At 49.0% G+C, this 15,275-nt stretch carries 19 protein-coding genes, 1 pseudogene and 1 other annotated feature; of the genes and pseudogenes, 15 read left to right on the forward strand and 5 right to left on the reverse strand.

Annotation, left to right across the window (positions count from 1 at the left end; genetic code table 11):
• Positions 1–101: 101 nt before the first annotated feature.
• Together VFH06_04285 and VFH06_04290 are read left to right on the forward strand one after the other, a co-directional pair.
• The gene (locus VFH06_04285; protein ID HET6747296.1) at positions 102–350 is read left to right on the forward strand and encodes a hypothetical protein; all 249 of its coding nucleotides are present in this window, start codon (positions 102–104) and stop codon (positions 348–350) included.
• A gap of 180 nt (positions 351–530) precedes the next feature.
• Complete coding sequence (locus VFH06_04290) at positions 531–962, forward strand: hypothetical protein (GenBank protein ID HET6747297.1); 432 nt, start codon at positions 531–533, stop codon at positions 960–962.
• 157 nt (positions 963–1,119) lie between these two features.
• Here the strand turns inward: VFH06_04290 and VFH06_04295 are convergent, their stop codons facing one another.
• Both VFH06_04295 and VFH06_04300 read right to left on the reverse strand, forming a co-directional pair.
• A complete protein-coding gene (locus VFH06_04295; protein HET6747298.1) occupies positions 1,120–1,578 on the reverse strand; it encodes a hypothetical protein in 459 nt (152 codons plus the stop codon).
• Between the two features lie 38 nt (positions 1,579–1,616).
• The gene (locus tag VFH06_04300; GenBank protein ID HET6747299.1) at positions 1,617–1,979 is read right to left on the reverse strand and encodes a hypothetical protein; all 363 of its coding nucleotides are present in this window, start codon (positions 1,977–1,979) and stop codon (positions 1,617–1,619) included.
• Positions 1,980–2,475: 496 nt separating this feature from the next.
• Here VFH06_04300 and rplA point away from each other — a divergent pair.
• A pseudogene (rplA, locus tag VFH06_04305) lies at positions 2,476–3,165 on the forward strand (50S ribosomal protein L1).
• Positions 3,166–3,305: 140 nt separating this feature from the next.
• Positions 3,306–4,223 (forward strand): thymidylate synthase, encoded by a 918-nt coding sequence (thyA, locus tag VFH06_04310; GenBank protein HET6747300.1) that lies wholly within the window; start codon positions 3,306–3,308, stop codon positions 4,221–4,223.
• Here the strand turns inward: thyA and VFH06_04315 are convergent.
• Positions 4,216–4,707: a dihydrofolate reductase gene (locus tag VFH06_04315; protein HET6747301.1), complete on the reverse strand. Its 492-nt coding sequence runs from the start codon at positions 4,705–4,707 to the stop codon at positions 4,216–4,218. The genes thyA and VFH06_04315 overlap by 8 nt on opposite strands.
• A gap of 89 nt (positions 4,708–4,796) precedes the next feature.
• Here VFH06_04315 and dcd point away from each other — a divergent pair, with 89 nt between their 5' ends.
• Positions 4,797–5,507, forward strand: coding sequence for a dCTP deaminase (gene dcd / locus VFH06_04320; GenBank protein ID HET6747302.1), 711 nt, complete (start codon positions 4,797–4,799; stop codon positions 5,505–5,507).
• Positions 5,507–6,178, forward strand: coding sequence for a deoxynucleoside kinase (locus VFH06_04325; protein HET6747303.1), 672 nt, complete (start codon positions 5,507–5,509; stop codon positions 6,176–6,178). The genes dcd and VFH06_04325 overlap by 1 nt, the downstream gene beginning before the upstream one ends.
• A gap of 11 nt (positions 6,179–6,189) precedes the next feature.
• On the opposite strand, the gene VFH06_04330 is transcribed toward VFH06_04325, so the two are convergent.
• Both VFH06_04330 and VFH06_04335 read right to left on the reverse strand, forming a co-directional pair.
• Positions 6,190–6,534, reverse strand: coding sequence for a hypothetical protein (locus VFH06_04330; GenBank protein ID HET6747304.1), 345 nt, complete (start codon positions 6,532–6,534; stop codon positions 6,190–6,192).
• 18 nt (positions 6,535–6,552) lie between these two features.
• Complete coding sequence (locus VFH06_04335; GenBank protein HET6747305.1) at positions 6,553–7,404, reverse strand: hypothetical protein; 852 nt, start codon at positions 7,402–7,404, stop codon at positions 6,553–6,555.
• A gap of 83 nt (positions 7,405–7,487) precedes the next feature.
• Positions 7,488–7,625, forward strand: a sequence feature (ribosomal protein L10 leader region).
• Positions 7,626–7,736: 111 nt separating this feature from the next.
• Between VFH06_04335 and rplJ the strand changes: the two genes are divergently transcribed.
• From rplJ to dnaX, 9 genes are all read left to right on the forward strand, one after another.
• Positions 7,737–8,261 (forward strand): 50S ribosomal protein L10, encoded by a 525-nt coding sequence (rplJ, locus tag VFH06_04340; protein ID HET6747306.1) that lies wholly within the window; start codon positions 7,737–7,739, stop codon positions 8,259–8,261.
• 33 nt (positions 8,262–8,294) lie between these two features.
• The gene (rplL, locus tag VFH06_04345) at positions 8,295–8,672 is read left to right on the forward strand and encodes a 50S ribosomal protein L7/L12 (protein ID HET6747307.1); all 378 of its coding nucleotides are present in this window, start codon (positions 8,295–8,297) and stop codon (positions 8,670–8,672) included.
• Between the two features lie 232 nt (positions 8,673–8,904).
• Positions 8,905–9,939: a pyridoxal-phosphate dependent enzyme gene (locus VFH06_04350; protein HET6747308.1), complete on the forward strand. Its 1,035-nt coding sequence runs from the start codon at positions 8,905–8,907 to the stop codon at positions 9,937–9,939.
• Positions 9,940–10,037: 98 nt separating this feature from the next.
• The gene (locus tag VFH06_04355) at positions 10,038–10,556 is read left to right on the forward strand and encodes a prepilin-type N-terminal cleavage/methylation domain-containing protein (GenBank protein HET6747309.1); all 519 of its coding nucleotides are present in this window, start codon (positions 10,038–10,040) and stop codon (positions 10,554–10,556) included.
• Positions 10,557–10,687: 131 nt separating this feature from the next.
• On the forward strand, positions 10,688–11,065 hold the full coding sequence (locus VFH06_04360; protein HET6747310.1) for a hypothetical protein: 378 nt from the start codon (positions 10,688–10,690) through the stop codon (positions 11,063–11,065).
• A gap of 141 nt (positions 11,066–11,206) precedes the next feature.
• Entirely contained in the window at positions 11,207–11,722 is a 516-nt protein-coding gene (locus tag VFH06_04365) for a hypothetical protein (GenBank protein HET6747311.1), read from the forward strand.
• 7 nt (positions 11,723–11,729) lie between these two features.
• A complete protein-coding gene (locus VFH06_04370) occupies positions 11,730–12,614 on the forward strand; it encodes a DUF2797 domain-containing protein (protein HET6747312.1) in 885 nt (294 codons plus the stop codon).
• 116 nt (positions 12,615–12,730) lie between these two features.
• The gene (locus VFH06_04375) at positions 12,731–13,414 is read left to right on the forward strand and encodes a hypothetical protein (protein ID HET6747313.1); all 684 of its coding nucleotides are present in this window, start codon (positions 12,731–12,733) and stop codon (positions 13,412–13,414) included.
• A 436-nt stretch (positions 13,415–13,850) separates the two neighbouring features.
• Positions 13,851–15,257, forward strand: coding sequence for a DNA polymerase III subunit gamma/tau (gene dnaX, locus VFH06_04380; protein HET6747314.1), 1,407 nt, complete (start codon positions 13,851–13,853; stop codon positions 15,255–15,257).
• The last annotated feature ends 18 nt before the right edge of the window (positions 15,258–15,275 follow it).

The following is a 15,275-nucleotide window of genomic DNA, read 5'->3' on the forward strand; positions in this document are numbered from 1 at the left end:
ATTGAACGCGCGTGCATAAGCGGTGCAGTTGTCGCATAGCCTTGTAGTCCACCTCCTAATTCCGCTGATGTTTATAAATAAAACACGTCGAGGGAGAGAATATGAAAACATACAAATCTATCAATAGTCCAGTTGATGTCACCGCACTAGGATTTGGACGAAACATGCGAACGTACCCGCGCCGTATGGAGTTTGAAGGGGCAACCTACGACTTCATCGATGCCGGACTTCGCACTATTATCCAAAGCGGTGAACGCGTTGCTCAGATTTTTACGATGACCGACGGCGCAAGAGATTATCGCCTTAGAAGTGATAACGGTCGCTGGACGCTACTGGGAATGTCCCGATAGCAATGATCCCCCTAATACCAGGGGGATCATTTGTTTCTAAAAGCAAACACCCCGCCACCTTCAGAGGCAGCGAAAGTGTTCACATAAACCTTCTGACGGGGGCGGGGAGGCTTTTACTGGGTCGGCGGCACATCCACAGAGCCAGAGGTTGGAGTCCCAGTCATGGAGGGGCTCGTCTCCGTGGCACTGCTCGCCGAGCCTGAAGGCTCGATCGTTCGAGATGTGGTCGCGGGCGGGAGCTGCGGAGCTGAGGAGGAAGGCGTTACCGTCTGCGAGGTGACCCGAGCAGACGACGTGGGTGCAGTGGGGCTGGCAACATGCACTTGCTCCACCGGCTTTCGGCCAGTGGTCGGTTGCACGATGACCGTTACCTCCGAGGGAACGACCACCACTTGCGTCATCGTAGCAGGCGGGACAGCCTGCGTAGGCATGTTAACAGGATGTGTTACGATGTACAGCACCACCATCCCGGGGGTGAAGATCACGAGCGTCAGCGAAAAACTCGCCGAAAACCACTTCCAATCTTCTTTCGTCCTGGGAATACACTTGCCAATGGCTCGTCGCAAGGACGAGCCCGACCAACGATTCACTCGTTGCTCCTTAACCGAATAGGTACTCTGTAAAAGTCACTTAAAATTATATCACGAGTTAGTTATTTTGTCAATTTAAATAATCCCTGGCAACTCTTTGACTCGCCCGCCAAAATAAAAAGAAACCCTGATGGGGTAAGACAAAAGCCTCACCCCATCAGAGCACTCCGAAAGGAGATTTACCCGGTAACGCGGTATAGCAGGGGCTCTTTCGAACCATAGTAGAGCCTGAGAGTGACCTTAGGCATCATGTCATGATGCACCCCCAGCCAACCCTTCGCCACACCGTCGTAATTGCCAACCGCCGGGGCATTAGCTGCGGCAAACTCGCCCGAGGGCACAGCATCGCCTAGCATCACGCCAGTATTTGCCACACCACCCCCAGAAACGGTCGCGTTTCCGGTGTTCTTGACCTGTATACCTGAAGATCGCCCCGTGACAGCCACCTTCAGCAGGTTGTCCTTACATGAACAGCTGATACTTACGCCCACACCTCTCAGCCGAGGGATCTCGGCACAAACACGCACGAGTCCGTCGGCCAGGGCATCGTCGAAGTGAATCTCAACTACCGCGGGCACACCGCCAAGCACGATATCCACGCGACGAGCCAAAAAAACTTCGTTCATTTTTCTTGCCATGAAATCACCTTCACAGATCGATATGAGCATTGCCATTACTAGTCGAACAACCTGCCAAAGAAGTCACCGACTCCGTCGAACAGGTCGTCCCAGAAGCCGCCTCGAGAAGACGAACGCGAGGAGGAGCCAGACGAGGCAGAACTCTGCCTCCGGGCCGCGGGCGCAGGGGGCGCGGTGGTCGTGCTCTCGACGTGAACATCCCGCCGACGTAGCCGCTCCTCGAACAACTCCGCCACGTATGCCTTCGTGACAGCCACGTAGTAGATGGTCCCTTGCAATTCCATCACAGTGACCTTCACCCTTTGGTGGCCATCCGGAGACAACTCTCTGGCCCATCTCATGGCGGTGCCACGAGGGAGGTCATCGACGTTCAGCTTGTAGTAGCGCGTTTCTTCGTCCACCAAAAACTCCTGTCATCGAAGAACTTCCGGGTATTGCCTAGCGATCACGCTAAACTTTCAATATTATACAATATCGGGTACTTGATTACAAATATCCTCAGTCTGCTATCCCTGTCTATTCACAAGAGCGTAAATATGATATAATTACGATATAACTATCAATGTTGGGAGGCTAAAAGCCGCTTGTACCACAGAAAGGATTCATACTATGGCTAAAAAAGCCGATTTACTCGAGGAAGCAAAAACACTCGGTCTTGAAGTAACCGAGAAAAACACCATCGCAGAAATTGAAGCTGCGATTGCAAGTGCCGCAAAAGAAGAAGCACCCGTAGAAGAAAAACACACCGCTAAAGCCGGTAAGCGTAGCGAAAAATCACTTCGTGAAGCTGAAGAAAAAGCTGAGAAGGAAGCCCGAAAAGAAGCCGGCGACACGACTCCACAGAGTGATGCTGAAACCACTGTCAAAAAAGGTCCGAAGCCAGTTGCCCGTCCGCTATTAGAGCGCCGCGGTAAGAAGTACCAAAAAGTCGCAGAACTTATCGAGAAGGCCAAGGTTTACAGCCTGGCTGAAGCACTCGAACTAGCAACAAAGACCAATCCGGCTAAATTCGATGCTTCGGTTGAAATTCACGCTCGCCTTGGCGTTGATCCTCGTCAGGCCGACCAGAACATTCGCGCCACCGTATCGCTGCCGAACGGTACCGGTAAAACGATTCGCGTTGCCGTATTTGCCCCTGAGGCAGATCATGCGAGTGCAAAAAAAGCCGGCGCAGATATCATTGGTGACGAGGACTTCTTGAAGCAGCTCGATAAAGAAGAGCTTAATTTCGATATCCTTGTGGCAACACCTCAATACATGCCTAAACTTGGTAAGTACGCACGTTTGCTTGGCCCACGTGGTCTTATGCCAAACCCTAAGTCCGGCACCGTTGCTACCGATGTTGCTAAAGCCGTTACCGAAGCAAAGGCCGGTAAGGTTGAATACCGTGTAGATAAGCAGGCAATCGTTCATATCGCGGTTGGTAAAGTATCATTTGGCGCCGATAAGCTCACCGAGAACGCAAAGGCATTCTTCGACAGTCTTGCCAGCCAAAAGCCAACCAGCTTAAAGGGAAGTTATGTCAAATCTATCAGCATTTCAACTACTCAAGGCCCTGGCATCAAGGTAGAAAACAACCACGCATAATAAACATGAATCACAAAAGGAGCTTTCTTATTAGGAGGCTCCTTTTTATTTTTGGATACGTACTAGGCTATATTAACTATCGCGTTTATGGCTTCAATATGTCATACTATTGTCATAAGCAATACCTACGGAGGTGTAGAATGAGGCAGTATTTAGATCTGCTGCAAGATATAAGAGATAAAGGGACTGTCAAAACAGACCGCACTGGCGTAGGAACCAAGAGTGTATTTGGCAGACAGATGCGGTTCAATCTTGACGAGGGATTTCCCCTGGTAACGACAAAAAAGGTTTTTTTAAGAGGAATTATCCACGAATTGCTTTGGTTTCTTCAAGGCAATAGTAATATAGAATATCTTGTGAAAAATAACGTGCATATATGGGATGAGTGGCCGTTCAAGGCCTATCTTAAAGCGACTGGCCAGTCGCTTCCCGAGCAAGGCTCAACCGAATGGAAGCAAAAATTAGATAAGTTTACGAATAACATAGCGACCGATCACGAATTTGCCAAAAAATACGGCGAGCTTGGCCCGGTCTACGGGTATCAGTGGCGCCACTGGCCCGCACGGGATGGTAGCGAGATTGACCAGATAAGTGAGGTTATCGAAGCGATCAAAACGAATCCGGATTCACGACGCCTCATTGTGAGTGCCTGGAATGTGGCCGACATTCAAGAGATGGCCAAAGCGGGACTTCCTCCGTGTCATAGCCTTTTTCAGTTTTATGTGAATGATGGTAAATTAAGCTGCCAGCTTTACCAGCGAAGCGGTGATAGTTTTCTAGGTGTACCATTTAATATTGCTTCGTATGCACTACTTACAATGATGGTCGCGCATGTTACTGGCTTGCAACCTGGCGAATTTGTTCATACCTTAGGTGATGCTCATATTTACTTAAACCATCTTGAACAGGTTGATCTTCAACTATCGCGGAATCCGAAGCCGCTTCCTACCATGAGACTCAATCCCGAGATTACTTCTATTTTTGATTTTACGATCGATGATTTTACCCTGGAAGGCTACGATCCTCACTCAGCAATAAAAGCACCGATCGCTATTTAATACGTTCAAACGTGACGAAAGAATACTCGTATATATTACCATCGTCAGACTTGAATGCCGCGCGGGATGTTTCTTTCCATTCGTCAGGGGAGAGATCCGGAAAAAATGCGTCGCCTTCAATGTCTCCGTCGATTTCAGTTGCGTATATGACATCTGCATCAGGGAGTGCTTCTTTGTATACCTGACCACCGCCGATGATTACAATGTCATTCGTCGCAAGCCGATAGGCTTGCTTGAGTGTATGAGCCGTTTCTACGCCGGGAACTGAAAATGCACTTCGAGACAAAACAATATTTTGACGCTTAGGGAGTGCTTTGCCTCCCACATCTTCTTGAAATGTTCGGCGCCCCATGATAACAGTTTTTCCGCGAGTTAATTCGCGAAATCGCTTCATGTCGGCCTTTAATTTGCCACCCTCCCAGGGGCGACCGCCAGCTTTACCGATCGCTCGGTGCCTATCGTACGCCACAACCATGCTTTTCATATCCTTATAGTAGCAAATTAAAACATCGTGCTACAATAAAACCAAGTTGTCGCACAAAACAAACAGTGAGGCTGGAGAGGGAGACAGACATGAGCGTGTATAGTAACGTCCAAATCAAGAATGCAATTAAAGAAGGTAAGATTGTTTTTCATCCTTATCAGGAAAATCATATTGCCGGAAGCAGCGTGGATGTTACTCTGGGGAATTACTTCTACAAGCAGGAGTATCAGGAAGAAGCACGCGTGTATAATCCTTTCGACCAAGAAGATGTTGCACGCTACTTTAAAGGCCCGCTTGAAGCCATGCCTCACAAAGCTTGGTGTGAAAAATACGGATATACTTTATTCGCGAACATCCCTGATGACCACCCCATTATCGTCCTTCGTCCTGGTGAAAGAATCCTTGCGCACACGCATGAATTTATCGGTATCAAGGCACCTGGCACCTCTACTATGCAAGCCAGAAGTACCTGGGGCCGTAATGGTGTCGCGGTTTGCCTCGATGCTGGCTGGGGTGATCCCGGCTACATTAATCGCTGGACGATGGAAATCTACAATATGAACCAGCACGAGAGTGTCGTGCTCCCAGTTGGCGAACGTATCGCACAGATTGTATTTTATGAAACCGGTGACGTTGAGCAAGAATATAAGGAACTTAGCGGCAAATACCAAACCAGTAAAAGTGACGATCTTCAGTCGGTCATCGCCAATTGGTCCCCCGAGCAAATGCTGCCACGTGCCTACAAAGACCAACGCAGAACGCCGATAGTGATAGAAGGTTTAAGCAAAGGACTGAAGTAATGCCGCGCGGTAAATTCATCGTCATTGAGGGAAGCGACGGATCAGGCAAAAGTACTCATTTTGCATTGCTGCAAGAATATTTCAAAGCACAAAACAGAGAGATTGCAACGTATAAATTTCCTCAATACGACAACCCTTCTTCGTACTTCGTTACAGCTTACCTCAATGGAAAATATGGCGACGCCAATAGCCTAGGGGCTTACACGCCCTCGCTTTTTTATGCGCTTGATCGATTTGAAGGATCGGCTGCAATTCGCCGGGACCTTGAAGCCGGCAAGATCGTGCTCTGCGACCGATATGTCGGCTCTAACATGGCACATCAGGGCCAAAAAATTACCGATAAAAAAGAGCGTCACGCGTATTACGACTGGATCCATAACCTTGAATTTAATATGCTCAAGATTCCGAAACCGGACTTAAATGTCGTCCTCCTTATGCCCGCCTCCATAGCGCAAGAACTAATGAACAAGCGGGAAGATAGAAGCTACACTGATAAAAAGCACGACATACACGAAGCCGATCTCAACCATTTGGAGCGGGCTGTCGCCACCTATACTGAGTTGTGTCAGCTATTTTCCGAGACATTTGCTTCTGTCGCCTGTACGGAACAGGGAAATCTTCAAAGCATTGACGAGATCCAGCAACAGATTCGCAATATAGTTGAAGTGTAGATTTATTTGTTTTATAATATTAAGGTACTGTCCACCCCCTTACCTAGAGGGAGATTTTCGTGAAGGTGAACAAGAAGGCTGTCATCATCGGTGGCCTGGCTGTTGCCGGCGTTGTCTACGCCAGCCGTACCGAGCGCGGCGCCAAGGCCCGTCAGCGTGTGAGCCGCAAGGTCAACCTGCCCGGCGCCCTGGACAACGCCAAGGAGGCGACTCGCGAAGGCGTGGCCCGTGCGCAGGAGGTTCTCAGCACGGGAACTTCCAAGGTCCGCGCGGCCACCAGCACTACGAAGGACTGACGCTTCTCTCAAGACGAGAGACGCCAGGGCTCGGAGGAATTCTTCTTCGAGCCCTGGCACACTACCTAATAATGAATATTATGCCTCTTTTTTCGGATCGAGGTATTTTGCATAATAAGAAGTTGCTATCGGTTGCACCCATTTAACAGTCGCGGGCTCCGTTAGCTCAGGCAGTTCCATTTCGACAAGTTTTTTTAATTCATCAAAGCGATCTTCATTTTTTATCTTACGGTCGATATACGGAACTTCCTGGCGTGCCGCTGCGTCACCTCGTACTAAAAATGCCTGACGGGATACAATACTAATCTCACCGGCCTGCGTGGCAACGCGTCCCACTTTTCGCTTACGAAGCACTGTCATGGCTGGAATACTGAGCTCTCGGGTTTTGGGCTTAAATTTGGGAGAGACAGTAACTAATTCGCCGCCCTGTGACAAAATCGCCTTTTTTACTTCTTTATCCATCTCTGTTGTGGCTGCACCGTTAAGGGGGTGCGAGAGCTTGGCAAGCTCTACCGAATAAAGCTCCGGATATTCAACAAGTAACTCCATAAGATCTACAGGCTCGGCCGTGCCCTTAGCTGCTTTTATGATACGCGGATCATCCGTAGTTGAATTAAAAATCTCATCAAAATGTCGATTTAAGAAAAGCCGCGTGACATGAGATTGCGTGAGCGAAAGATCCATGAGACCGGAAACTCGTTGTGTCAGACCTTTGCCGCCATTAGCTTCCGTGTCCGACTCAGTATCTTCTATCCAGCCAAGAGACATAGCCCGATCCACAGCAGCCGCAAGTGTTTTCTGAATACGAACTAAAGAATCCCGGTTATATTCAACTCTCTCTTGAGGGTCGCTGATCGGGAGGTCGAGTGGCACGGCCAAATAATCTTGCGCGGGCGATAGCTGTCGTTCGCGCGAATGTGACGTTGTCATAGGAATTGTTATTATATACGGAATATACAAGTTAGTCAAAGATTTTAGTCACAATTGTTGACATTTTCACGTTGGTTTTGATATACTTTCCTTAGACATTGCCAGAGACAGTGGCGGTAAGGAAACTTACTTAATCATGCCACCGAGGATATGCATACAAACATCATATTTCCAGGAAGTCTTTGGTAGTGCGAGAATCAAAGACTTTTTTGTTTTTGAGTCGTTCAGCCTCAAAAGAACGCTGAACCGAATCCAACAACGTGTTGGTGGATTCTCTCATTACCGAACATTGACAATTTGGTTGGATAAAACACATCAAAGAAAGGATTTTTATGGCAATTTCACGCGATAAAAAGAACACTTTGGTTGCTGAATTAGCAGAGTCACTCGCAGGTGCCAAAATGACTGTGTTCGCACAGTACCAAGGCCTCAGCGTTGCGGATGTTCAAGAACTCCGGAAAGCCGCCCGCGAAGCAGGTGTCGTTATTAAGGTAGTAAAGAACCGCTTGGTGCGTGTAGCCCTTCAGGCCAGCGACACCTACAAAAATACCGATACTTCTCCTCTGGTCGGCCAATTGCTTTACGCGATTAGCGCCGAAGACGAAGTAGCCCCTGCTCAGGTGCTCGACACGTTCGCCAAAACTCACCCTGCGCTCCAGCTCGCTGGTGCTTTCTCGGGTGAAGGCGCTCTACTAAGTGCTGATGAAGTGAAAGCACTCGCTGGACTTCCAAGCAAGAACCAGCTTATCGGCGAAGTTATTTCGCAGCTGCTCTCACCAGTACACGACATTACCAACGCACTTTCTGGCAATCTCCATGCATTGCTTGACGGTGTTGAGGCTAAAGCAACCAGTTAATAATTACATTTACGAATTTTAAAGGAGTCTACCATGGCTGATTTGAAAAAACTTGCGGAAGAGCTTACCAAGCTTACCGTACTCGAGGTAAACGACCTCAAAACCATTCTAAAAGACGAATACGGCATTGAACCTGCGGCTGCCGCTGCTGTTGCCGTAGCTGCTCCAGCTGACGCCGGTGCTGCTGCCGAAGACGAAAAGTCTGAGTTTACCGTAACCCTTAAGGACGCAGGTGCTCAAAAAGTTGCCGTTATTAAGGCTGTTAAGGAAATCACCGGCCTTGGCCTTGGTGAAGCAAAAGCTATCGTTGATGGCGCCCCAGCTCCCGTAAAAGAAAAGGTTTCTAAAGACGAAGCAGAAGCTGCCAAAAAAGCGCTCGAAGAAGCTGGCGCTACTGTCGAACTAAGCTAATTCTAACCATCCAACCAAATTGTCTTCATGTATAAAGCAGCCGCTTCCCGAAGCGGTTGTTTTATTTGGTAAACAGACTTATAGTTGAAGAGTAATGAATCGGCAAATTATTAGCATTATTATTGCTTCCGCACCCGCGGCCTCTTTTGCCTGATTCTATAAAAGAAATCATATCAGCAAACTCCCGGTCGCACAGAAGGCCGGGAGTTTTTAATTAAATAAGGAGAACGGCATGGCAGAAACTATAGGTGATAGTGCGCTCGCTACGTACAATAAACATCGATTAGAAGTAGGGGATGAATTTACAGTCGTGGGAATTGAAGATGAGTTTCCCTACCTTGCGCAAGAAATGGCTCGCGAGTTTGGCGCCCGAAGTCTTTACTTAGCACGGGCTGATGCGAATGAATCAGGCACTTTTAAGGTTCGGGGTGCACTTGTGGCTTTAGCACATCTCGCCGCTAGCACGCCCAGTGATAGAAGCCCCGACGCCATCTGGGCATATTCGGCAGGAAATTTTGCCAGTGGACTGGCGGTTGCCGGACGCGTTCTTGGCGTACCGCGCCACATTGCCGTACCAAAAAGCGCTCCTTTTGAAAAGCGAGAAGGCCTTTATCGGTTTGACGACGACCGCGCTTCACTTTACGTTCACCCTATTGAGGGCACGCTTGAAGATGCTCGCGACTGGGTCGAGAGTGACAGTAGCCGTGTTACAGTATCACCGTTTGACGATCCCTACGTTATCGCAGGCCAGGGAACACATGTTGACGACCTTCTTGAGAGACTCCCGGATGTTAATCGAATAGTCGTGCCGGTTGGCGGAGGTGGCCTGGTCGCCGGTATTCGACAACGACTTGATGAGCTAGAAAAAGATGACGTTATCGTACATGGTATAGAAGCCGAGGGAAGCGATAGTATGTCCCGAAGCATTACAGCAGGTGAGCGCACCGACGCCACCGGGCCAAATCGTCACTATGGGGGATCGGCGGTAAGGCTCGTGGGCAAGCATACGCTGGAAATATGCAAGCGCGCGAGTGACCAAAAAACGCTCGAGGTCCTCTCTGTAGCAGATGTTGAGGTTGATAAGCTAATGGCTGATTATGTACTGTCTAATTATCACCGAGAGTATGCGGCTCTTAATATCCCAGAATATGAGCCCACGGCTCTTGTTGCTGTCGCGGGTCTGCGAAAAGTCGCGACGCTCTACCCTAAGGACGTCATTGCGGTAATCGGTACTGGACATAACGCACCGCTGCCACAATATATATAAAAATAACAACGTTTTTGCTTTCACCCCATATTTTCGTGTGGAAAAGGAAAAGGTTAGCATGGCAGGCTGTTGAATCTGCTACAATAAGCATAATTACTATGCGCATACGACAAATAGGTTTTTCCATCCCTGAACTACTGATTGTAATCGTTGCAATCGGTATTATTGCGAGCATTGTACTCGTTACTTATAATGGCATCCAAGGAAGGGCGCAGGATGCTGCGGTTCAATCTGATCTTGGTAATATTTCTGGCGTCCTGGAAGCATATCGCAACCGTGACGATGGATCAAATCCTACGCACGAATACCCAAGGACAAAAACGGTACTTGAAACCCTTGGCATAAAGGCTTCAAAAAACTCCTACAACACCACGGTTTCCTACAACATGATCTACTGCATAGCAAACAGTGGTGCGAACGCTTACAAACAATATAAGCTCATAGCCCTTAGTAAATCAGGTAATATCTTTATGATGACACAAGATGGATTTACCACTCATTCACTCACCGCAGCCAACCTTACATCTACCGTCTGCTCAACAACTCTTGGTATGGGTCTTGTTTCAAACGGGCTTTATGCTCCAAATACATGGCAAGATTGGGTTGGCAGCTCTTAAACCCACTCGTTACTTGACGTAACAGAGGGCTTACTTTACTATACAGTCGAGGAAATCAACGAGAGATTGGAAGTACGGTGGGTACGCAATTCACTGACGACCTGGATACGTTTTCTCGGGGCGGCTGCATCATGTGCTGGCCGTTTTGGGTAGTACACCACGGCAGCGCACGGACATGGCATGTCGTCATCACGTTTGACGGCTCAGAGTACGCTGTGTACGAGGATGGCCATGACGCCCACGTGACTTACAGGGCCTGGAAGCAGCGTGACTTCAAAGTGCTGCGAAATCCGGATGACGAAAACGCTCGCATCTCTGCCGTGCTACGCGTGAGCCGGCTTGGGCAAGCAGTTGGGGTTATCCCCGTTTATCGGGATTACCGGCCGGGTGAGCACGATGCGGCCATGTGGCACAGCGGGATGCGCATCGTACAGCAAAGTCTCGAGAATGTCGTCATCCAGGAGTGGGATCCGGAGCGGGAATCACTCTACGTCTCCGATAGGGACTAGCACCTCAATACAATAGGATATGGCGCGCTTTCTTTGAGGCGCCATATCCTATTGGAGCTGTACATATATTGACACTTTTTAACTTCATTGATATATATAAGGTGATACAACGCAAAAATAGACAAAGGGAAAGCGAGAACCATGTCTGAACTACCCGAAAAACAAGTAAAGCGGCTTAAGTCGCTAATACAAGAGGCGGAAACTAATTTAGCTGCCGCAAAAGAGCTCCTGATTAGTATTGTCGGCGACGACGGTACTGTCGTGACGCCACGAAGCAGTCAAGAAGAGGTTGGCGGTAAGGTTATTGAAGGTGTATTCGACGGTCAAGTCATGATCGGTCCGGATGGTAAGAGCTACCCTGTACCCGCAAACTACGCAAGTAAGTCAAAGCTGGTTGAAGGTGACATCCTTAAGCTGACGATTGCCGACGATGGGGGCTTTATCTATAAGCAAATCGGTCCGGTAGCTCGCAGACAAATTATTGGTACGCTCACTCAGCACGATGGCACGTACTATGTTGAAGCGAACGGCAAGGAATACCGAATACTTCTTGCTAGTGTCACTTATTTCCGTCTCACCGAAGGCAACCAAGTCACCATTATCATTCCCGAGGATAATCCGGATGCGACTTGGGCAGCAGTAGAAGCGTCTCTTTAGGTTCTTTATGCCCGATGAAGGAACATACCTTCTTGGCAACGTCGGCTTTAGCTCGACTAATGATCCTCTTATCTCGCTACAAAAGAAGGGGACTATTCTCGACTTCACTCCGCACGGTCACGAATTGAACCTTGTTTTTGACACCAGTGCCCGACGTTGTATTGGTTGGGGCGATCTTACAACAGGCGAACGGTTCGTATGTCCCGACGCAGCCCTCATTGCCGATAAATACGAGCAGTGCCCTGCGTGCCAAAAACGCACTGGTTTTAACCCTGCTTTCTACCATGCAACAAGTGTCTCCAAACAACAAGAGGCCCGCAACCAAGAGCCGCATCTTTTGTATCTCGCTTATTTTGGACCGGGTGTTATAAAGGTAGGGATTTCCCATGCAAGGAGAGGGAATTCACGACTACTTGAACAAGGGGCAAGGGCAGCCATCATTCTCGAAACGTTTCCCACTGCAATCTTGGCCCGGCACTATGAGGAGCAAATTGCCAAATTAGAGGGTATCGCCGAAACGATCCAGTTACGCAAAAAAGAGCAGTTACTTCTCACAGTAAAACACGACTATGATTCAGCTGAAGAAGAACTTCTCGCTACTAAACAGCGCATCGAGACGGCTTTAAGTACTCAGTTTAAGAATACCGAGGTACAAGGATTTGACCATATTTTTTTTCCGGCGGGCGCTCCAAAACTCGTAGATTCTATCGATTGCACGGCACAGGCCAAGATCTCAGGCAAGGTAATCGGAATGGTGGGATCGATCTTGTTCTGCACGCATAGCGACGTACTCGTACATTTACCGATAAAAAAGCTCATAGGGTATCCAGTTGAGCTACGCTCCACGCCTGTAGAACTTTCGCTGCCAGCTCAACAAGTTTCGCTATTTTAGAATTTAGGCGATCATATACTTGACGTTACCAACTCATAACAACGATAACTATTTCAGAATATAGAAAAATTATGATATAAAATGACAGGTCTATCCCTACGTAAGGAGTTGGAAAGATGACCACAAGTGTACCGCGCGAACCGACGGTGCTTCGTCCTCACCACGAAAATGGGGCTGTCACCTGTGTGACAGCCCAGATCCTGTATGTGTTCCACCGTCAGGTGCCGAGCATGATCGAGATTGATCGCGCCGCGGCGGGTTCAGGTGAACCCAACGCGGGCCTCTCGGACGCGGATGCGCATTTCTACTTACTGCGCCAAGGGTTCAAGAGTGTGGCGATCAGCTCCTACGACATGGAGCGTGGACAACGAGAGGGCAAATCCTACCTCCGCGAATACTACGGAGCGGACTGCTGGGGCGATGAGCACGAGGCATACTTCACGCCAGAAGTGCTGGCTCGTAACGACGAAGCCGATCGAGCCCACCTGGCACGCATGGAGCCATTCCTCATCACCGGCGCAGCTCGTGACGTCAAGAAGGTTGCGACAAAACAAGATGTCACAGAGCTGCTCAGCAGCGGCCACGTCATCGACGCAACACTCGATGAGAACTGGCCGGCCAACAGGAAGAAGCGCGTACAACCCGCCGTCCTGCTGGTACCTGACATGCAGAGCAACGGCTCAATGGCGTGGGTGTTCGTCCCCTCCCGCGATGGGCATGAGTGCATCTGGCACTTCCCACTCGCTGAAGCGCTCGACTACGTCCGTTACGACAGGACGGTGACGGGGATCACGCTGTGAGGCAAGGTGAGGCGGCCGCGGCTCGAGAAAGAACCCGGTCGCCTCGCCGGTAAATTCCAAAGTATACGGGCTATTCAAGGAGGAACTTCGTTCATCGCAGTGATTAGACATGCCGGTGGGATGCCTGGTAAAGACCGAGAAGTACGAGTGAGACACGCGAAAAACTGCTGCAACACGCCCGAAGCGAGGCGTTCGCCGGTAGCTACTTCGTGTCATACATCATGTACGTGGACGAAGACCAGAGGCAAACGGTCATTTGGGAAGAATCGTCAGGATGGCTTCCTGAAGCCGACCGGTTCTTCCTCCGTCCGCCTGAGCCTTACTCTCGGAGATACGAAAAATATCTCCGGGAGTAAGGTTTTTTTAATAATCACAACGCTCGCGTCGCAAAAAATACCGTACAATAGTACATAGAGAAACGTGAGGGGAAAACATAGTGTCTAAAGCGCTTTATCGAAAATATCGCAGTAAAACCTTGGGCGAGATTGTTGGCCAGAACCATGTTACCGATGTGCTCTCTCGGGCGCTAAAACAAGGGAAAATTGCTCATGCGTATCTGTTAACTGGTCCGCGTGGCGTTGGTAAAACGTCGATTGCTCGTATCCTCGCACATGAAATCAACGGACTTAAGTATGGAGACAGCTCTACCTACCTCGATATTATCGAGATCGATGCCGCCAGCAATAACGGTGTGGAAGATGTTCGCGACCTTCGTGAGAAAGTACAAATCGCTCCTGTATCTGCCGCTAAAAAAGTATACATAATCGACGAGGTCCATATGCTTTCAAAAGCAGCATTTAATGCGCTCCTTAAAACCCTCGAAGAGCCACCCGAGCACGCCGTCTTCATCCTCGCAACCACCGATATCGAAAAACTCCCCGCCACGATTATTAGTCGAGCGCAGCGATTTCATTTTCGGGCAATTACTCCGGTAGACGCAATAAAGCATTTGCGTTATATTGCTAACCAAGAAAAAATCATCATTACCGACGAAGCACTTACGCTTATCGCCGAACGTGGAGATGGTAGCTTTCGTGATAGTATCAGCCTGCTTGATCAGCTCAGCAGCCTCTCTGATGATAAAGAAGGAATCACACGTGAGCTCGTTGAACAAGCGCTTGGCATTGCTCCCGCCGCGCACGTTCAAAAAATCCTTGAGGCGTATCAAGCCAAAAATCTTGAGTCAATCGTTGCGCTCCTTAATGATGCTGAAAATAGCGGCATCCAACCAGGTGTGCTTACCAGCCAATTAATCACTGCTATCCGTGCGGATATCGCCAGCAACCCTCAGCTGTTGCCGCTTCTCGATAAACTTTTAGAAGTAAATAGATCTTCACACCCGACAGTAAAGCTTTTGGTCGCACTCGCCGAAGCCGCCCAACCTCCCAAGGTAAAGTCGGCGGCGCTTTCAGCACCCGCGCCTGTCATTAGCGCCCCCGTTGCCGTTATTAAAAAGCTTCCCGCCAAACCAGCCCAAGAAAAACCTGCGGAGTCAACCACTATTACTCCATCAAGAAAAAAGACCGCACCGAAAGGCGAAGTAGATTGGACAAAGGTTTTGGAGTATGCCAAAGAACATTACTTAGCAATGTACAGTGTCCTGTCAAAATGTAGCTACGAACTTGACGGCGATTTGCTTCGCATTTACACCGTGAATGCTTTTTATAAGAAGAAGCTCGATGATCCTAAATATCGAATCAACATTGCTCAATCCCTCATAGAAACAGGGGCAGGGGACTGGGAAATCGAAACTGTGCCGACGCCTCCACCGCCAAAGGATAGTCAAGCGGCCGCTGTTGCTGCTATTATGGGAGGTGGAGAAGAGGTGAACGTGGAAGCATAGCCGCGTCCTTAAACTATA

The organism is Candidatus Saccharimonadales bacterium (assembly GCA_035697325.1).
Lineage (GTDB): Bacteria > Patescibacteriota > Saccharimonadia > Saccharimonadales > Saccharimonadaceae > JALRBM01.